18 protein-coding genes and 1 tRNA gene are annotated in these 18,670 nt (G+C 46.7%); all 19 read left to right on the forward strand.

Annotation, left to right across the window (positions count from 1 at the left end; translation table 11 throughout):
- Position 1: 1 nt before the first annotated feature.
- Complete coding sequence (locus tag CLOSA_RS06590; RefSeq protein WP_013271990.1) at positions 2-841, forward strand: carbohydrate ABC transporter permease; 840 nt, start codon at positions 2-4, stop codon at positions 839-841.
- 26 nt (positions 842-867) lie between these two features.
- Positions 868-1,500: a GntR family transcriptional regulator gene (locus CLOSA_RS06595; protein ID WP_013271991.1), complete on the forward strand. Its 633-nt coding sequence runs from the start codon at positions 868-870 to the stop codon at positions 1,498-1,500.
- A 179-nt stretch (positions 1,501-1,679) separates the two neighbouring features.
- Positions 1,680-2,606, forward strand: a complete 927-nt coding sequence (locus tag CLOSA_RS06600) for a diacylglycerol/lipid kinase family protein (RefSeq protein ID WP_013271992.1) — start codon at positions 1,680-1,682, stop codon at positions 2,604-2,606.
- Positions 2,607-2,792: 186 nt separating this feature from the next.
- Complete coding sequence (gene ispF / locus CLOSA_RS06605) at positions 2,793-3,335, forward strand: 2-C-methyl-D-erythritol 2,4-cyclodiphosphate synthase (protein WP_013271993.1); 543 nt, start codon at positions 2,793-2,795, stop codon at positions 3,333-3,335.
- 123 nt (positions 3,336-3,458) lie between these two features.
- Positions 3,459-4,862 carry a cysteine--tRNA ligase gene (gene cysS / locus CLOSA_RS06610; RefSeq protein ID WP_013271994.1) on the forward strand — a complete coding sequence of 468 codons (1,404 nt, stop codon included), beginning with the start codon at positions 3,459-3,461 and terminating at the stop codon, positions 4,860-4,862.
- Complete coding sequence (locus tag CLOSA_RS06615; protein ID WP_013271995.1) at positions 4,847-5,305, forward strand: Mini-ribonuclease 3; 459 nt, start codon at positions 4,847-4,849, stop codon at positions 5,303-5,305. The genes cysS and CLOSA_RS06615 overlap by 16 nt, the downstream gene beginning before the upstream one ends.
- A complete protein-coding gene (gene rlmB, locus CLOSA_RS06620) occupies positions 5,302-6,042 on the forward strand; it encodes a 23S rRNA (guanosine(2251)-2'-O)-methyltransferase RlmB (RefSeq protein WP_013271996.1) in 741 nt (246 codons plus the stop codon). The genes CLOSA_RS06615 and rlmB overlap by 4 nt, the downstream gene beginning before the upstream one ends.
- Before the next feature lie 13 nt (positions 6,043-6,055).
- A complete protein-coding gene (locus CLOSA_RS06625) occupies positions 6,056-7,039 on the forward strand; it encodes a transglutaminase-like domain-containing protein (protein WP_013271997.1) in 984 nt (327 codons plus the stop codon).
- Between the two features lie 28 nt (positions 7,040-7,067).
- Complete coding sequence (locus tag CLOSA_RS06630) at positions 7,068-8,120, forward strand: type II secretion system F family protein (protein ID WP_013271998.1); 1,053 nt, start codon at positions 7,068-7,070, stop codon at positions 8,118-8,120.
- A gap of 12 nt (positions 8,121-8,132) precedes the next feature.
- Entirely contained in the window at positions 8,133-8,456 is a 324-nt protein-coding gene (locus CLOSA_RS06635) for a hypothetical protein (RefSeq protein WP_013271999.1), read from the forward strand.
- 15 nt (positions 8,457-8,471) lie between these two features.
- Positions 8,472-8,963, forward strand: coding sequence for a DUF4860 domain-containing protein (locus tag CLOSA_RS06640; protein WP_013272000.1), 492 nt, complete (start codon positions 8,472-8,474; stop codon positions 8,961-8,963).
- Positions 8,953-9,375 (forward strand): hypothetical protein, encoded by a 423-nt coding sequence (locus tag CLOSA_RS06645; RefSeq protein ID WP_330362189.1) that lies wholly within the window; start codon positions 8,953-8,955, stop codon positions 9,373-9,375. The genes CLOSA_RS06640 and CLOSA_RS06645 overlap by 11 nt, the downstream gene beginning before the upstream one ends.
- 4 nt (positions 9,376-9,379) lie before the next feature.
- Positions 9,380-9,874 carry a hypothetical protein gene (locus tag CLOSA_RS06650; RefSeq protein WP_013272002.1) on the forward strand — a complete coding sequence of 165 codons (495 nt, stop codon included), beginning with the start codon at positions 9,380-9,382 and terminating at the stop codon, positions 9,872-9,874.
- On the forward strand, positions 9,871-10,938 hold the full coding sequence (locus CLOSA_RS06655; protein ID WP_013272003.1) for a type IV pilus twitching motility protein PilT: 1,068 nt from the start codon (positions 9,871-9,873) through the stop codon (positions 10,936-10,938). The genes CLOSA_RS06650 and CLOSA_RS06655 overlap by 4 nt, the downstream gene beginning before the upstream one ends.
- A 65-nt stretch (positions 10,939-11,003) precedes the next feature.
- On the forward strand, positions 11,004-11,951 hold the full coding sequence (locus CLOSA_RS06660; protein WP_013272004.1) for an L-lactate dehydrogenase: 948 nt from the start codon (positions 11,004-11,006) through the stop codon (positions 11,949-11,951).
- Between the two features lie 204 nt (positions 11,952-12,155).
- Positions 12,156-12,228, forward strand: a tRNA-Thr gene (locus CLOSA_RS06665).
- 165 nt (positions 12,229-12,393) lie between these two features.
- Positions 12,394-14,946, forward strand: coding sequence for a transglycosylase domain-containing protein (locus tag CLOSA_RS06670; protein WP_013272005.1), 2,553 nt, complete (start codon positions 12,394-12,396; stop codon positions 14,944-14,946).
- Between the two features lie 346 nt (positions 14,947-15,292).
- The gene (mgtE, locus tag CLOSA_RS06675) at positions 15,293-16,642 is read left to right on the forward strand and encodes a magnesium transporter (protein WP_013272006.1); all 1,350 of its coding nucleotides are present in this window, start codon (positions 15,293-15,295) and stop codon (positions 16,640-16,642) included.
- Between the two features lie 126 nt (positions 16,643-16,768).
- Complete coding sequence (gene gltX / locus CLOSA_RS06680; protein ID WP_013272007.1) at positions 16,769-18,229, forward strand: glutamate--tRNA ligase; 1,461 nt, start codon at positions 16,769-16,771, stop codon at positions 18,227-18,229.
- Positions 18,230-18,670 lie beyond the last annotated feature (441 nt).

The raw sequence follows: 18,670 nt of genomic DNA on the forward strand, positions 1-18,670 counted from the left end.
TATGGGTTATAAGAATAAGAAGAATCTGGCATCCATTGCTGTGCATGGAGCCTTGACTGTAATTTCCTTCATCTGCATTCTTCCGATTTTATGGATGTGCCTGATTTCCTTAAAGCCAGCCTCAGAAAGCATCAGCGGGTTCCGGTCCATTTGGGTTGCCGATCCAACATTGAGTAACTTTCACAAGCTGTTTTCCATGATACCAGTGGCCGCCAATTTTTTTAACAGCGTATTTACCACTGTTTTGGGAACTGTGACCTCCCTGTTCTTCTGCGCATTGGCAGGCTTTGCCTTTGCAAAATATAAGTTTCCCGGAAGAAATTTCCTGTTTTATTTTGTTATTGCAACCATGCTTGTTCCGCCGGAGGTAGGGGCAGTTCCTCTGTTTGTTATCATGAAAAAGCTGAACCTCATCAACAGCCTGTGGTCCCTGGTGATTCCCCGTATTGCCACCGCAGTAGGTATTTTCTATATGCACCAGTATATAAACGATGTGCCCGATGAGCTGATTGAAGCGGCTAAAATTGACGGATGCAGGGATTTTGGGATCTTTCGGCAGATTATCCTGCCGGTCATTAAACCGGCCCTGGCTTCCTGGGCCTCCGTGACCCTGATCGCCAGATGGAATGACTTTTTCTGGCCGTTGCTTTACCTAAGAAAACAGGCGAAATATACGTTGATGGTAACCATTTCCCTGCTTCCGGTCAGTGAAGGTCTTTCAACGCCCTGGCCTGTAATTCTTTCAGGGACAACACTTGTAATTATTCCAATAATTGTGTTATATTTAATATTGCAAACATTTCAGAAAGCCGGAATGATGGCGGGGGCTGTAAAAGGCTAATAACGAAAAGAAAAAGGGGAAACGTGATGCAGGGCCAATCGATTAAAAACCAGGTATACGAGGGGATCATGAAAGATATTCTCAATGGCGTCTACCAGGCAAATGATATTATTAATGAAAGAACCATCATGGAAAAATACGGAGTCAGCAAAACTCCGGTGAGAGAGGCCCTGGTACAGCTGTGCAGCGAAGAGGTGCTTAATAATATTCCAAGATTCGGTTACCAGCTTACTGCCATACTTCCTGGACAGATCGTAGAGATTATAGAATACAGGAAGGTGATTGAACTGGGCGCTTTGGAGTTGTGTTTTTTCCGTCTTACCAAAGAACAGATTCATGAATTAAAGCGTCAGAACGAAGAGGCAATACGTATTACCGATACCAGGGATTCAAAGATCCACTGGGAAGCCAATAATCTTTTTCACAGAACTTTGTGCAGCTACTGCGGAAACGGCTATATACAAAAATCACTGGCAGATGCCATGAATATCTGCACCAGAATATCCAACCAGTATTTCACAAAGCTATGGAACGAGAGCAAGGTAACCGATGGGAGCAATCATGTTCATCTGGTAGAGGCCATTGAGTCCGGTGATTTGGAGCGGGCAAAGTCAATTTTAATTGATGATGTGGAATCGTTTAAGAAGGAAATATTATAAAAAACGATCGGAATAAGGAAATGTAGAGAAGGGCGGCTTTGGCCTGACTGGATTGATCAGTCAGACCAGCCGCGCTCTTTTTTTGTCAGGGATAAGTGACAATGGTTTTTCCATAATTTTTATATTCATTTCTCCTGTTTTATGTTATACTAACAAATAGCAAAAAGTGGAGGGATTCCATGTACTATTTTATTGTAAACCCGAACTCACGCTGCGGACGGGGAAGAAACATTTGGAAAAAAGTGGAAAGAATGTTAAAAGCCAGTTATACGGAATATCAGGCCTTTTTTACGGAGAAGCCGGGAGATGCCAGAAGATTTGCCAGAGAGCTGACGGAAGGCTGCAGGGATTCAAGCGTTATCATCGGTGTAGGCGGAGACGGGACTGTAAATGAAATCCTTGATGGACTTTCCTTTTGCGGATCCATTACCTTAGGGTATATTCCTGCCGGATCCGGTAATGATCTGGCAAGGAGCTTAAAACTTCCCAAAAATCCAGTCCGTTGCCTGAAGAAAATACTGCATCCAAAATACTATAAGCTTATGGATTACGGAGTTTTGTCCTATGGAGAAGGGGAAATTTCCCACCGCCGATTTATGGTCAGCGCGGGGATCGGTATGGACGCTGCCGTTTGTCACAGCATTCTTTATTCTAAGTCAAAGGGATTGCTTCATAAGATTTGTTTTGGAAAGCTTATCTACCTCCTGGTTGGAGTCAGACAGCTTGTTTTTGCCAAGCCTTCAAAGGGATATATTCTCCTTAATGGGGTGCAGAAAATTGAGTTCAGCAATGCTTATTTTGTATCCGTCCACATTCACCCTTACGAAGGCGGGGGGTTTAAATTCGCCCCGGATGCAAGTTTTGAAGACGGGCAGTTGTGTGTCTGTGTTATGAGCAACAGGAAGAAACGAAAGCTGATACCTGTGCTTCTTCGATCCCTCATGGGAAGGAAGTCCTTGCATAGGGGAATCAGGTATTACTCCTGTGAGGAAGTTACAATCCATATGGACCGTCCAATGGCAGTCCACGTAGATGGTGAAAGCTGTTTTTGCCAAAACGACGTGCAGCTTCGATGTATCGGAAGAAAGCTGCGCATGATTGTATAGAATGATATGTATATAGAAGAAACACCCTGCGGGTATACCACTATGCCCAAATAGCATGGGCAATAAAGAAGAAACACCCTGCGGGTATACCACTATGCCAAAAAGCATGGGCAATAAAGAAGAAACACCCTGCGGGTATACCACTATGCCCAAAAAGCATGGGCAATAAAGAAGAAAGGAAGAATTATGAGGATTGGACAGGGATATGATGTGCATAAATTGGCGGAAGGAAGGGATTTGATTCTGGGCGGCGTAAAGATCCCCTATGAAACGGGACTTTTGGGCCATTCTGACGCAGATGTGCTGGTCCATGCAGTCATGGATGCCCTTTTAGGTGCGGCAGCTTTGGGTGACATCGGAGAGCATTTCCCGGATACGGATCCCCAATACAAAGGCGTATCCAGTATAGAACTTTTAAAGCGAGTAGGCGAGCTTTTGGAGGAGCGGGGATATGTGATTGAAAATATTGATGCCACTGTCATTGCTCAAAAGCCAAAGCTTCTGACCTACCGGCCGGAGATGGCAAGAAACATTGGGCAGGCGTTAAAGCTTCCAGATGGAAAGGTCAACATAAAGGCCACAACAGAGGAAGGACTTGGCTTTACCGGAAAGGGAGAGGGGATATCCTCCCAGGCCATCGTCCTGCTTACCTCCATGGAGGATTACTGTTATGACGACAGGATCATGGAGGAAGGCTGCAAAGGCTGCTGCAAAGGCTGCGGGAAATAAAACAGAAAGAATGACCATCGGGTATCCCTGCATGCCGGGAGTATGGGCAGTAATGAGGAAGCACCCTGGGGGTATCCCTTTGTGCCGGGAGAATATAGGCAGAAATGAGGAAAGGAAGATACTATGAAAATTTATAATACATTATCCAGACAGAAAGAAGAATTTGTCTCTTTAGAACCTGGAAAGATCAAGATGTACGTTTGCGGTCCAACGGTTTACAATCTCATACACATTGGAAACGCAAGACCCATCATTGTATTTGATACGGTACGGAGATATTTTGAATATAAGGGCTATGAGGTAAACTTTGTATCAAACTTTACCGATATAGATGATAAGATTATAAAAAAGGCCATTGAAGAAGGGGTGGATGCGAACACCATTTCCAAGCGTTATATTGAGGAATGCAAAAAGGATATGGAAAGTCTGAACATAAAACCGGCCACCAAAAACCCCCTGGCAACAGAAGAAATCTGCGGTATGCTGGATATGATCGAAAAACTGATTGCCTCCGGCCATGCTTATGAAGCAGCGGATGGAACGGTCTATTTCCGCACCAAAACCTTTGGGGAGTATGGGAAGCTGTCTCATAAGAATCTGGAAGATTTACAGTCCGGCTTCCGTGAGATCAAGGTGACCGGAGAAGACGGTAAAGAGGATCCATCGGATTTCGTCCTTTGGAAGCCGAAAAAAGAAGGAGAGCCTTACTGGGAGTCCCCATGGTGCCAGGGACGGCCGGGATGGCATATTGAGTGCTCTGTAATGTCCAAGAAATATCTTGGGGACCAGATTGACATTCATGCAGGCGGAGAAGATTTGATTTTCCCCCATCATGAGAACGAGATTGCTCAGAGTGAAGCGGCCAATGGCAAGGAATTTGCTAAATATTGGATGCACAATGGCTTCTTAAATATTGATAATAAAAAGATGTCCAAATCTCTTGGGAATTTTTTCACGGTCCGGGACATTGGCGAAAAGTATGATTTACAGGTGCTTCGCTTCTTTATGTTGAGTGCACATTACAGAAGCCCCATTAATTTCAGTGCCGATTTAATGGAAGCATCAAAGAACGGATTGGAAAGAATCCTGACCGCTGTGGATAAATTAAAGAGCCTGGAGGCTACTGCTACAACAGAAAAGCTTCTGGAAGGCGAGGATAATAACTCGGTACAGGAGCTGGTTTCCAAATATGAGGCTGCCATGGATGACGATTTTAACACGGCAGATGCCATATCCGTTATTTTTGAGCTGGTAAAATTAAGCAATTCCACCGCAAACGGAGACAGCTCCCGGGAGTATGTGACCTATTTAAGAGATACCATTGAAAGACTGTGCGAAGTTCTTGGAATCATTACGGAAAAAGAAGAAGAGATTCTGGATGACGAGATCGAAGCTATGATCGCCGGCAGGCAGCAGGCCAGAAAAGATAAGAATTTTGCCCTTGCTGATGAGATCCGCGGAAAGCTTCTGGAAAAGGGGATCGTTCTGGAGGACACCAGGGAAGGTGTAAAATGGAAGAGAGTATAACTTCACTGTCAGCGTTTTCTGATTATTTTAAGAATACGCTAAAGTTAAAAGAAGTGGATGTGAAAACCTATTCCCCGCTGGCACTTGCCTATATCGGGGATGGGGTCTATGAATTGATCGTGCGGACTAAGGTGATGAACCATGGAAGCACCCAGGTGCATAATATGCATAAGAAGAGTGCAAGACTGGTGAACGCAGGAGCCCAGGCAGAGATCATCCGACGGCTTCTTGAAGATGAGGACTTAACTCCGGAAGAGGTTGCAGTATACAAGCGTGGCCGCAATGCGAAATCAGTGACCACTGCGAAGCATGCTACCGTAGCCGATTACAGAACTGCCACCGGATTTGAAGCCTTATGCGGCTATCTGTATTTAAATGGCAGTTTAGACCGGCTGGTCACTCTGATCGGCAAGGGACTTGAACGAATAGGAGAATTGGAATGATAGAGGAATTTACGATAGAGGGAAGGAATGCAGTGTTGGAAGCATTCCGTTCCGGAAAGACGATTGATAAGCTTTATGTGCAAAAGGGAGTCCAGGATGGCCCTATCCAATCCATTATCCGTGAAGCAAAAAAGAAAGATACCATCCTTAATTTCGTGGAAAGAGAGCGCCTGGACCAAATGTCGGAAGAAGGTCATCATCAGGGTGTCATTGCCCATGCGGCAGCATACGAATACGCAGAGGTGGAGGACTTATTAAAGGCGGCAGAGGAAAAGGGAGAGCCTCCCTTTCTCTTTCTGTTAGATGGGATCGAGGACCCTCATAATCTGGGAGCAATCATTCGTACAGCTAATTTAGCAGGAGCCCATGGTGTCATTATCCCGAAGCGGCGGGCCGTAGGCCTTACGGCTACGGTTGCCAAGACCTCCGCAGGGGCACTTAACTATACGCCGGTTGCAAAGGTTACCAACTTAACGGCAACCATGGAAGAATTAAAGAAAAGGGGTATGTGGTTTGTCTGCGCCGATATGGGGGGAGAAGTGATGTACCGCCTTGATTTAAAGGGACCGATCGGTCTTGTGATCGGCAGCGAAGGAAACGGTGTTGGAAAGCTGGTGAGGGAAACCTGTGATATGGTGGCTTCCATACCCATGAAGGGGAACATTGATTCTCTCAATGCTTCTGTGGCAGCAGGCGTGCTGGCATATGAAATCGTAAGACAGCGATTGGGACAATAGAGGAGTGATGATTATGAAGAAAAATGGTACGGCAATGGCAGCTGTTTGCGCGGTGATACTGTTTTCTTTCAGCGGGTTTGTATCTGGCAGTAAGATTGCTTCGGCGGACAGTACCAATGGAAGCATTGAGTGGAAGACCGTGGTAAGCATTGAGGATGAGGCAGTACCTCTTTATTCAAAGCCTTCAGGGAGCAAAGTAAGGACCCCTCAGGCAACCGGAGCAGTCACCTTTGGAAATGATACTGCGCTAATCGATGCTTCCAATACCGGCCATGGCTATGTGATGGTCCAGTACAGTGGAAAAGCATCCAGGATCAAAGTGCAGGTAATTAAGAGCGGTGGAGAGACCTATTCCTACGATCTCAATGCCAGATCTGCTTACGAGGTGTTTCCTTTGACAGAAGGAAACGGAAAATATACAGTCCGGGTGCTGGAACAGGTACAGGGGACCCAGTATGCCATAAAATCCAGCAGTGATATTAATGTAACACTGGCAGATCAGTTTGATCCATTCCTTTATCCCAACCAGTATGTGAATTTTTCCGCAGGAAGTGCGGTGGTAAAAAAAGGGGAGGAGCTTGCGGCTTCTGCAGTGGATGACATTGGCATTGTGACCAATGTATATAACTTTGTGACCAAGAATTTTACCTACGATACAGCGCTGGCTAGCTCCGTCCAGTCCGGCTATCTGCCGAATGTGGATCAGGTGCTTGCTCAGAAAAAGGGAATCTGCTTTGACTATGCAGCTGTTATGACTGCTATGCTGCGGTCCCAGGATATTCCCACAAAGCTTGTGGTAGGATACACTGGCAGCCTTTACCATGCATGGGTCAATGTTTATATAGATGGTCAGGGCTGGGTTGACAATATTATTTATTTTGACGGATACGACTGGAAGCTGATGGATCCCACCTTTGCCTCTTCAGGAGGCAATGACCCGGCCATACAGCAATACATTACAAACAGCTCCAATTATAAAGCAAAATACACATACTAAAGAACTTGAATAAAAGGAGATACAACCGATGAAAACGAAAGCGAAAAAGCCATATTCTTCCAGGGAACTTTCCGCTTTCTGCCTCCAAATATCAATTCTTCTCCATTCAGCAATCCCTCTTGACGAGGGATTGTCTGTTATGGCGGAGGATGCGGTATGGGAGGAAGAGAAAAAGCTACTTATGCAAATGGCAGAAGAGGCAGAGCTGGGCATTCCTTTCTCAAAAGTACTGGAGCATGCAGGAGTTTATCCGTCCTATGTGATCCGGATGGCAGAGCTGGGGGAGGAGACAGGGACTTTGGATCAGATCATGGAATCTCTGGCCGGATATTATGAAAAAGAGCACGTCCTTCTGAAAAATATAAGAAATGCCCTCACCTATCCGATCCTTATGATCTTCATGCTTCTGGTGGTCCTTCTGGTTTTATTCACAAAGGTTATGCCTGTATTTGAAAATGTATATCAACAACTGGGGGCAGAGATGTCGCCGGTATCTCTGGCTGCGACAAGGCTTGGAGGCGTATTCTGCGGGGCAGCCCTGGCTCTGGGAATCCTTCTGGCCCTTTCGTCCGCTCTGGTGTGGCTTTTGGGAAGGAAGGGGAAAAAGCTTCTGATCGCGCAACGGCTGATCCGGTGGATGAAAAGAAGGAGCCATATGGCTCTTTCCGTAGCAAACCGGCGCTTTACAGCGGTTCTGGCATTGACCCTTCACAGCGGCCTTGACTTAGAAAAGGGCATGGAGCTGGCAGAACAACTGGTGGAGAATCCATCAGTGGAAGAAAAGATCAAAGGGTGTGCAAAGGAACTTGAGGCGGGAGCGGACTATTATACCGCCATGAAGAATACAGGATTGTTTAAAGGCTTTTATGCACAGATGATAAAGGTGGGAACAAGAAGCGGGCGCCTGGACCGGGTCATGGATGAAATATCCAAAAGCTATGAAGAAGAGGCAGATGCTGCTATGGAGCACATGATCAGCAGGTTCGAGCCTACGGTGGTGGCGGTGCTGGCTGTCGCAGTGGGACTGGTGCTTTTGTCTGTCATGCTTCCTCTTGTCAGTGTATTATCGGCCATCGGATAGGAGGATGTCTTGATGAAGATATGGAAACGATCTCCCAGGGAAGCCCTTGGCCACCTGATCTCCTTAGGAGCCTTTGCATGTGCGGTGGCCCTTTTTGTGTCAGGAGCGCTTCTGTTTTCTGAAAAAGCCGATGCAAGGGGAGCCGAAACCCTGCGGGATGCCATACGCAGAGCCTCGGTACAGTGTTATGCCATTGAGGGAAGATATCCGCCTAATGTGGAATATCTGGAAGAAAATTACGGAATACAGATTGACAGGAACCGGTATGATGTTTTTTACAGTGGATTTGCTTCCAACTTTATGCCGGATATTACGGTTAATCCCCATGTAAAATAACCGGGAGGTGGGTATTTGAACGAGAAAGAAAACCAGAGAGGCCAGATGGCCAATACATTGTTTACCATACTGCTGTTTCTTGTATTTGTACTCTGCGCTCTTTTTTCGGTGTTGATCGGTGGGAAAGTCTATGAAAATATTAATGGCAGGGCAGAGGATACCTATCAAAAGGATGTGGCTTTAAGCTACATTGCCAATAAGGTGAGGCAGGGGGATGAAGCCGCCAGGGTTACTCTCGAAGAGATGGAGGGGATCCCTGTTCTTAAGCTGGAACAGAAGATCGAAGAATCTGTTTATGTGACCAATATTTACTACCGGGATGGCAGGCTGTGGGAATTGTTTACAGATGCAGAAAGCGGTCTGGGAGTAGGCGACGGAAATGAGATTCTGGAATGCAGTCCGGTTACCATGAATATGGATGGCAGGTTTCTTCATATAAAAACGGAAGGGGAAGGCGGAGGCAGTCTCTGGCTATCCTTAAGAAGCGGAGGATCGGATGATGAATAGAAAACACCCTTCAGGCGTTTTTATGATGGAGATGATAGCCGTTGTTTTTTTCTTTATTGTTTGTGCTGCTATCTGTATAAAAACATTTGTAAAAGCAGATTTTATGAGCCGGGGAGCTGCAGAGTTAAATCAGGGCGTATTGATAGCCCAAAGCGTGGCAGAGGTCTGGAAAGGGGAGGGCACAGCGGGGCTTGAAAAAAGGTTTCAGGCAAAAGAGCAGGAGCTTGGCACTGACTCCTATGCCATGGGTTTGGACCGGGCCGGCAATCCCTGTGAGAAAGAGATGGCAGTCTATGAAGTAAGGGTTGAGAATACCGGGACAGGACAGGCAGATGTGGTTGTAAGCAGAAACGGGAAAGGGATTTATTCCCTTACGGTGAAAAAACACGAAACCCAACATGGACGGAGGTGAAAAAATGGCGAAACAAGAGAGGGCCTACAAGGCGAATATCGGTACGCCTTCCCTTATTCTCATATTTATTGTCATGTGTTTAATTACCTTTGGGATGCTGTCCTTAAGCGCTGCCAAAAGTGAGTGGAATCTGGCAGAACGCAATGCTGCTGCCGTTACGGAGTATTACCGGGCGGATGGAGAAGGAGAGGCTTTTTACCAGATGGTATCAGAACAGGCGGAACAGGTCCGGGAAATAAGCCTTGATCCTGAAGAGCAAAAGCAGCTTTTGGCCAGGTCACTTAAAGGAGCCTATCATCCGGAGGATGAAACTGTGACAGTGCAGATCCCCATGGAACGGTCCCAGGCCCTTTCTATTGAGCTGGTTTTGCAGTCTGAGGGAAGGGAAAAGATCCGGATATCCAGATGGAAGGTGATTCAGACAGAGGATTATGAGATTGATGATTCCATGCCGGTATGGACCGGCGGGGAAATGAAAGAGCAGGAGACTGGAAAATGAAGGTAATTGACTTGTTAGGTGCTGCTGTGGCACAGAAAGCATCCGATATTTTTCTGGTGCCAGGCATGCCGTTTTCATATAAAATAGGAAGCAGGATTGTGTATCAGAATGAGGAAAAGCTGTTTCCTCTTCAGTTGGAGGCATTGATCACGGAATTGTATGAGCTGGCAGGAAACCGGAGCATGGAAAAAGTGAGAGAGCATGGGGATGATGATTTTTCCTTTGCACTTCCCGGTGTTTCCAGGTTTCGTTCCAGCGTGTTCCGCCAGAGAGGTTCTCTTGCGGCGGTGATCCGGGTGGTGACCTTTGAGCTGCCTGATTACAGTGCGCTTCATATACCTGAGGCGGTTATGGAGATTGCCAGGATGACAAAAGGTTTTGTCCTTGTTACAGGGCCGGCGGGAAGCGGCAAGACCACTACCCTGGCCTGTATCATAGATAAGATCAACAACTCCCGCAATGCTCACGTGATTACCCTGGAAGATCCTCTTGAGTATCTTCACCGCCATAAGCAAAGTGTGGTCACCCAGAGAGAAGTCGTTACGGATACGGACAGTTATGTGACCGGACTTCGGGCGGCCCTACGCCAGGCGCCGGATGTGATCCTTGTAGGAGAAATGAGGGATTATGAGACCATACGGATTGCCATGACGGCTGCGGAAACAGGACATCTGGTAATATCCACCCTTCATACGGTGGGGGCGGCCAATACCATTGACCGCATCATTGACAGTTTTCCTCCTAACCAGCAGCAGCAGATCCGGATGCAGCTTTCCATGGTGGTTCAGGCTGTGGTTTCCCAGCAGCTTATTCCTGCTGTGGATGGCAGTGTCTATCCTGCATTTGAAATCATGTTTTTCAACAATGCCATCCGGAATATGATCCGAGAGTCGAAAACCCATCAGATCGATTCTGTGATTGCCACCGGTCAGGGGGAAGGCATGGTCACCATGGATGCAAGTCTTCTGAATTTATATAAAGAGGGAAAGATCACAAGGGAAAGCGCCATCATATACAGCAGCAACAGCGAATTAATGACAAAAAAGATGGACCGGGGACTGTAAAGGTGTATAGTTTGTATTTCTTGCAGATACACTATCCATAATAATGAAAGGAGAGTGGCAGGATTATGAGAACCGATAAAAGAAAGATCGCCTTAGTGGGCACGGGTATGGTGGGGATGAGCTATGCCTATTGTCTTCTGAATCAGGGAGTCTGCGACGAACTGGTTTTGATTGATATTAACCGGAAAAGGGCGGAAGGTGAAGCGATGGATTTAAACCATGGGCTGGCGTTTTCTACCTCCCATATGAAGATTTACGCTGGGGAATACCGGGACTGCTCGGATGCGGACATTGTTGCGATCTGTGCAGGGGTAGCCCAGAAGTCCGGAGAGACAAGGCTTGACTTATTAAAACGAAATGCTTCCGTGTTTCAGTCCATTGTACAGCCGGTAACAGAATCCGGCTTTAACGGAATTTTCCTTGTGGCTACCAATCCGGTGGATATTATGACGAGAATTACCTACTCCCTGTCAGGCTTTAATCCTAAAAGGGTGCTTGGTAGCGGAACTGCTCTGGATACAGCCAGGCTACGGTATCTGTTAGGTGAATCCCTGCGGGTGGATCCAAGAAATGTCCATGCCTATGTCATGGGGGAGCACGGAGACAGTGAATTTGTCCCTTGGAGCCAGGCCATGATCGCAACAAAGCCTATCCTGTCCCTTTGCAATGAGGATGATGACATGGTATGCAGGGAAGAGCTGATGCGGATTGAAGATGAGGTCCGGGGAGCGGCTTACCGGATCATTGAGGCCAAGCAGGCCACCTATTATGGGATCGGCATGGCTCTTACCAGGATCACCAGGGCCATCCTGGGGGATGAAAACAGTGTTTTTACAGTATCAGCCATGCTGCGGGGAGAATACGGGCAGACAGAGGTTTACGCTGGAGTTCCCTGTATCATCAATAAAAACGGGATACAGAGAGTTCTTTCGCTGTCTCTGTCAGAAGAAGAAAAAAAGCAGTTCCAAAAGTCCTGTGATACTCTTCGGGAGAGCTTTGAAGGAATATTGTAATAGTTGTGAAGGAGGCAGAATAGGAAGCGGCAGGCCGTTTTCCTATTCTGCCTCCATTTTATGGGTGCGATATACGGGTAATTAGAAGGAAAAATCCTGAAGTTTTTGTTATTTTTTGTATTTTAGAAAAAACTTAAAAAAGCGTTGACAAACAGATTTTCCCATGCTATGATATACGAGGTTCAGGCGATGAACCAAAAAGATGCTGATGTGGCACAGGTGGTAGCGCACCTCATTGGTAGTGAGGAGGTCACGGGTCCGAGTCCCGTCATCAGCTCTGAAAACAAACGGGAAGTCTTAATAAAGAGGCTTCCCGTTTTTGTCATATGAAAAGGCGAAGCAGATCTGTCTTTCGGCCTTTCAGTTGTGGATCAACTGGATATGCAAGCATATCCCTTTGATTTCTTCGTACACAAAAATGATGAAAAGGAGGCAAATTGATATGGGGAAACATAAGAAGAAGCGCAAAAGTCCATGGTCCATATTTTTTCGGCCGATTAAAGCTATTCTTTTTGTATTTCTGGGGATTATGGTTTTGGGATGCCTTGCAGGGGGCGTGGTATTTTTAAAATACCAGAATGAAATCATGGCCTGCAAGGAAAAGGCGGATTCCATAATGAGCAAGACGGTGAAGACTGATTTCTCCCAGCCGACGGACACGAGGATCTATGATTCTGCCGGAGGTTTAATAGGAACCATTAACTCCGGCCACTATGAATACGTCCCGATTTCGGGGATTAGCAAAAACCTTCAGAATGCTTATATCGCACAGGAGGACAGACGTTTTTATAAACATCATGGGATTGATTACAAAGGCCTGATGCGTGCAGGCGTAGTATACATAAAGAACAAGGGTGCCATCACTCAGGGCGGAAGCACCATCACCCAGCAGGTGATTAAGAACACCTATCTGACCCAGGAGAAGACCTTCCAGAGAAAGCTGACGGAATTTTTCGCTGCTCCCCGCATGGAGGAAAAATATTCCAAGTCAGACATTCTGGAATTTTACTGCAATACCAATTTCTTTGCCAACCGGTGCTATGGAGTATCTGAAGCCAGCCGCTATTATTTTGATAAGGAAGCAAAGGACCTTACCGTCTGGGAGGCAGCCACCCTGGCAGGCATCAGCAATAACCCGTCCAAATATGACCCGGTCGCCCATCCGGAAACCTCAAAAAAGAAAAGGGACCAGGTCATCGACAATATGGCTCTATGCAAGTTTATTACGGAAGAGGAAAAGGACAATGCCAAGGCACAGCCATTGACGGTAGCGAAGATCTATGAGCCGGGAACAAAGGAAAATTATCTGACAAGCTATGCCATACACTGCGCTGCCATGGAATTAATGAAAAATGACGGATTTGCTTTCCAGTATGTGTTTCATAACCAGGCTTCTTATGATTCCTACAAGGAGCAGTACCAGGAGCTTTATCAGGCAAAGAGCGATATGATCCGCAACGGAGGATTTGAAATACATACCAGTCTGGAAACCAATATCCAGAATACTCTCCAGGGAACCATTGACGAACGTTTGAAAGGCTTTAAGGATCTCCAGGAAAACGGTAAGTTTGCCTTACAGGGGGCGGCGGTGTGCATCGACAATCAGACCGGATATGTGGTGGCCATTGTAGGCGGCCGGGGGACTGATGACGAGTACAACCGGGGATTTTTAAGCAGACGGCAGCCAGGATCTACCATAAAGCCGCTGATTGACTATGCGCCTGCCTTTGAAACCGGGTATTATTATCCTTCCAGACTGGTGAATGACCACCTGTTTGACAAAGGTCCTAAAAACAGCGGAGGCAGCTATTATGGTAACGTTTCTGTAAGAGAAGCATTAAACCGCAGTTTAAATACGGTGGCCTGGCAGGTGCTGGGGGACATTGGTGTCAATACGGGCATCGGTTATCTGGGAAAGATGCACTTTGCAGGCTTAAGTTATTTAGATAACGGAAACAGCAGCATGAGCATCGGAGGTTTTACAGAAGGCGCCAGAGTGGTGGATATGGCAAAGGGGTACTCTGTCCTGGCAAATAAAGGGATGTACAGCAACAATACCTGTATTGTCAGCCTGCAAAGCCAGTATGACGGTGAAATATATAATGGAAACCAGGCAGATGAAAGAATATTTACGGAAGATACCGCTTATATGATCACGGATGTGTTAAAAGGCACCCTGGAAAAGCCTTACGGTACGGGCTATGGTCTGGGGCTTGGCATACCGGCTGCAGGGAAGACAGGAACCACCAACAGCAATAAGGATACCTGGTTCTGCGGTTATACAAAGCATTATACCACGGCTGTCTGGGTGGGATATGATACGCCCAAGGCCATGCCCGGAGTTTATGGGAAAACCTATTCGGGAAGAATCTGGCATGATTTTATGGCAGAGATAAACAACGGGCTTCCGGTCCAGGATTGGGATATGCCTGCAACGGTTTCCCTTTGGAATGTAGATTCCAGAGGAGAAAAAACAGATGCTGCAACAGGAAATAAGGACCTGTTTTCCTCTGTGGCAGAGTCTGCGGCCAGATCCGATGGCAGTAAATGGAAGGAAGAGGAAGAACGGAAAAAGCTGGAATCCCAGGTGCAGAAAGACTTGGAGGCTTCTCAGCAGGCCAGACAGTCAGTGGAACAGGCGGCAGCCTCTCTCCAGTCCCTGATCGGGGAATTAGCTGCTTTAAGCCATCGGGACAGTTCTACAGAAGAAAAAATCAGCACTGCCTACGGTCTCTTAGATCAGTTGGCTGGAACGGAATTTTATGAAGGGTTGAAGAGTCAGCTTGATGGAGCGGCAGATCATGCCTCATCCCTTCCGAAACAGGAGGATTCTGCAGGGAAGCCACAGGAGATCGGTCCGGGTGTTACAAAGCCCAGAGAGACCACTGCCCCTGTTTTCCCTGGGGATTTTGATCCGGATGAGGATGTTGACTCCGGCATTGGGCCGGGCGGTCCTGATTCCACAGTGGAAGCGGTAGGGCCGGGAATGGAATAGAAAGAAAAGCATATTAGGGGTTGCTTTTTATGGCAGTAACTGTTATCCTTAATTAGGAAAAACATTAAGAAAGGAAGTGAACCAGAGTGGAAGGTCGAAGTCAAAAGATGGAAGCAGATAATGATCATAGGCGTAAGGCAGTGAAGGCGGAATCCGGTACTTGGGGTCTGCTCTGGTATCGCTGCCGTTAAAAGAGAAACGTTCTCTGCGTTTATGATAGCCATGGATTACAGACCAGTTCTGTAATTATGGCTATTTTGCGTTGCCGGAAGTTCCGGCAGGGCAGTAAGGATTCTGGTTCCATATTCACCGCGACAAAAAAAGGTTCATATGGAGGAAGAGTAAAATGCAGGAAAATTACAATATGGAAGAGCTGATGGAGCTGGCTGACAGCCGTCAGTTCCGAAAGCTGAAGGATGTGCTGATGGAGTTCAATGAAGTGGATATTGCGGCTTACATTGAAGCTTTGGACTGGGAAAAAACAGTGGTGGTATTTCGGATGCTTCCCAAGGAAATGGCCAGCGATGTGTTCGCATGCCTGGAGGTGGAGAAGCAGAAGCATATTATTAACAGTATTACAGATCATGAATTGGGAACAATCATAGAAGATTTGTTTGTAGATGATGCGGTGGATATGCTGGAGGAGCTGCCTGCCAGTGTGGTAAAAAGGGTGCTGCAGAATGCAGCTCCTGATACCAGAAAGCTGATCAACCAGTTTTTAAACTATCCGGAAAACAGCGCCGGAAGTATTATGACGGCAGAATATGTGGGGCTGAAGAAAACCATGACCGTTGCCCAGGCCTTTGACTATATCAGAAAGAATGGAATCGATAAGGAAACCATTTATACCTGCTATGTGATGGATGCCACAAGAAGGCTGGAGGGAGTGGTCACGGTCAAGGATTTACTGATGAACCCCTATGAAGTTGCTATCGGCGATATCATGGATACTCATGTAATAAAAGCCGTCACAACAGAAGACCAGGAGGAGGTAGCCGACAGCTTCCGGAAATACGGCCTTTTGAGCCTGCCTGTGGTGGATCACGAAGACCGTCTGGTAGGAATCGTTACGGTTGATGACGTTGTGGATGTTATGGAACAGGAGGCCACAGAGGACTTTGAGAAAATGGCAGCTATGCTCCCCAGCGAGAAACCCTATTTAAAGACCAGCGTATTCCAGCTGGCGAAAAACAGGATTATGTGGCTTCTTGTCCTGATGATCAGCAGCATGGTGACAGGAGGAATTCTGTCAAGATATGAGGCAGCCTTTGCGGTGATCCCACTGCTTGTAACCTTTATCCCCATGCTGACGGATACCGGCGGCAATGCCGGCAGCCAGAGCAGCACCATGATCATCCGGGGAATGGCCGTGGGAGAGATCGAAACAAGAGATATTTTCCGCGTGGTTTTAAAGGAACTTAAGGTGGCTCTCCTTGTAGGTGTGATCCTGGGGCTTGTGAATTATGTCCGGCTGATCCTTCTTTATCCAGGGCAGGAAATGCTTTGCCTGACTGTTGTACTGAGCCTTTTGGTCACCGTTATTCTGGCAAAGACCATCGGCGGAGTTCTACCCATTGCAGCCAAGGTGTTTCATATGGATCCGGCCATTATGGCGGCTCCCCTCATTACCACCATTGTGGATGCGTTCAGCCTGATCATATATTTCCAGTTGGCATGCAGGCTCCTGGGATTATAATTGCACCGGAAATTTCTGGGAAATCATTGTTTTTTCCGGTGGTTCGTTATATAATGTTCTATACGGCTTGGGCAGATTTTCCTTTTTCTAGCCCATACGAGAAAGAAAATATAGGAGTGTGTTCACATGAGCAAAATAAGAACAAGATACGCACCGAGCCCTACAGGCCGTATGCATGTAGGGAACTTAAGAACTGCATTATATGCTTACCTGATTGCAAAACACGAAGGCGGCGATTTCCTTCTGCGCATCGAGGATACGGATCAGGAGCGTTTTGTGGAAGGTGCTGTCGAGATTATTTATAGAACCTTAAAAGAAACAGGGCTTAACCATGACGAAGGTCCGGACAAGGATGGCGGCGTAGGTCCTTATGTACAGAGTGAGCGACAGGCCTCCGGCATTTATCTGGAATATGCGAAAAAGCTGGTGGAAAAAGGAGAGGCTTATTACTGCTTCTGTTCCCAGGAAAGACTGGATTCCCTTAAAAAAACTGTGGAAGGCCAGGAGATCATGACTTATGACAAGCACTGCCTTCATCTTTCCAGAGAAGAGGTAGAAGCCAATCTGGCGGCAGGAATGCCTTATGTCATCCGCCAGAACAATCCTACCGAAGGAACCACTGCCTTTCATGATGAGATATACGGGGACATCTCCGTGGACAACTCGGAGCTTGATGATATGGTTCTGATCAAATCCGACGGATTCCCCACTTATAATTTTGCAAACGTGGTGGATGATCATCTTATGGGGATAACCCACGTAGTACGGGGGAACGAATATTTATCTTCCTCACCCAAGTACAACCGCCTTTATCACGCCTTTGGCTGGGAGGTTCCGGTATATGTTCATTGTCCGCTGATCACCAATGAAGAGCACAAGAAGCTGAGCAAGAGAAGCGGCCATTCCTCCTATGAGGACCTGATCCTGCAGGGCTTTATTTCCCAGGCTGTTGTGAATTATGTGGCTCTTTTAGGCTGGTCCCCTGTAGGCAACCAGGAGATCTTCTCTCTGGATGAACTGATAAAGGAGTTTGACTATCACAATATCAGCAAATCCCCGGCTGTTTTTGACATGACAAAGCTGCGCTGGATGAACGGCGAATATATGAAAGCCATGGACTTTGACCAGTTTTATGAACTGGCTGAGCCTTATTTAAAGGATGTGATCAAGAAGGATCTGGATTTAAAGAAGATCGCTGCCATGGTAAAGACAAGGATCGAGGTATTTCCGGATATAGCAGATCACATTGACTTTTTTGAGACTCTGCCGGAATACGATACTGCCATGTACACCAATAAGAAAATGAAGACTGGCATCGAAAGTTCCCTTGGCTTACTGCAGGATGTGATTCCCATCCTGGAAGCCCAGGAGGATTACAGCAATGATGCTTTGTACGAGACACTTTCAAAATATGTTTCCGAAAAGGGGTATAAAACCGGATTTGTTATGTGGCCCATTCGTACAGCGGTTTCCGGTAAGCAGATGACACCGGCAGGAGCTACTGAGATTATGGAAGTCCTGGGTAAGGAAGAATCCCTCATAAGAATAAGAAAGGGAATCCAGCTTTTAAGCAATGGGGCTCAATAGGTTATAATAATAGAAGCAGAGGCTCCGGCTTTGACCGGACCCCTGCTTTTCTTATAGCCTGGTCCGGACTTTGCAGGAAATGGCAGACTGAGGCATTCGGGCTGAAGGAAGCAGGTTATGAGCATATCCGCTTGATTCCTTGGGAGGCCAAGGTTGAAAGTAAGCGTCTTTCAACCTTAAGTTGTGAATCAACTGGATATGCAGGCATATCCGCTTGATTTCTTAGGAGACCAAGGTTGAAAGAAAAGCGTCTTTCAACCTTAAGTTATGAATCAACTGGATATGCAGGCATATCCGCTTGATTTCTTAGGAGACCAAGGTTGAAAGAAAAGCGTCTTTCAACCTTAAGTTATAAATCAACTGGATATGCAGGCATATCCGCTTGATTCTTTGGGAGACCAAGGTTGAAAGAAAAGCGTCTTTCAACCTTAAGTTATGAAT

The organism is [Clostridium] saccharolyticum WM1, from assembly GCF_000144625.1.
Taxonomy (GTDB): domain Bacteria; phylum Bacillota; class Clostridia; order Lachnospirales; family Lachnospiraceae; genus Lacrimispora; species Lacrimispora saccharolytica.

Coding starts and splice junctions, on each gene's coding strand:
- CLOSA_RS06590 (WP_013271990.1), top strand. CDS start 2: ATGGGTTATAAGAATAAGAAGAATCTGGCATCCATTGCTGTGCATGGA.
- CLOSA_RS06595 (WP_013271991.1), top strand. CDS start 868: ATGCAGGGCCAATCGATTAAAAACCAGGTATACGAGGGGATCATGAAA.
- CLOSA_RS06600 (WP_013271992.1), top strand. CDS start 1,680: ATGTACTATTTTATTGTAAACCCGAACTCACGCTGCGGACGGGGAAGA.
- ispF (WP_013271993.1), top strand. CDS start 2,793: ATGAGGATTGGACAGGGATATGATGTGCATAAATTGGCGGAAGGAAGG.
- cysS (WP_013271994.1), top strand. CDS start 3,459: ATGAAAATTTATAATACATTATCCAGACAGAAAGAAGAATTTGTCTCT.
- CLOSA_RS06615 (WP_013271995.1), top strand. CDS start 4,847: ATGGAAGAGAGTATAACTTCACTGTCAGCGTTTTCTGATTATTTTAAG.
- rlmB (WP_013271996.1), top strand. CDS start 5,302: ATGATAGAGGAATTTACGATAGAGGGAAGGAATGCAGTGTTGGAAGCA.
- CLOSA_RS06625 (WP_013271997.1), top strand. CDS start 6,056: ATGAAGAAAAATGGTACGGCAATGGCAGCTGTTTGCGCGGTGATACTG.
- CLOSA_RS06630 (WP_013271998.1), top strand. CDS start 7,068: ATGAAAACGAAAGCGAAAAAGCCATATTCTTCCAGGGAACTTTCCGCT.
- CLOSA_RS06635 (WP_013271999.1), top strand. CDS start 8,133: ATGAAGATATGGAAACGATCTCCCAGGGAAGCCCTTGGCCACCTGATC.
- CLOSA_RS06645 (WP_330362189.1), top strand. CDS start 8,953: ATGATGAATAGAAAACACCCTTCAGGCGTTTTTATGATGGAGATGATA.
- CLOSA_RS06650 (WP_013272002.1), top strand. CDS start 9,380: ATGGCGAAACAAGAGAGGGCCTACAAGGCGAATATCGGTACGCCTTCC.
- CLOSA_RS06655 (WP_013272003.1), top strand. CDS start 9,871: ATGAAGGTAATTGACTTGTTAGGTGCTGCTGTGGCACAGAAAGCATCC.
- CLOSA_RS06660 (WP_013272004.1), top strand. CDS start 11,004: ATGAGAACCGATAAAAGAAAGATCGCCTTAGTGGGCACGGGTATGGTG.
- CLOSA_RS06670 (WP_013272005.1), top strand. CDS start 12,394: ATGGGGAAACATAAGAAGAAGCGCAAAAGTCCATGGTCCATATTTTTT.
- mgtE (WP_013272006.1), top strand. CDS start 15,293: ATGCAGGAAAATTACAATATGGAAGAGCTGATGGAGCTGGCTGACAGC.
- gltX (WP_013272007.1), top strand. CDS start 16,769: ATGAGCAAAATAAGAACAAGATACGCACCGAGCCCTACAGGCCGTATG.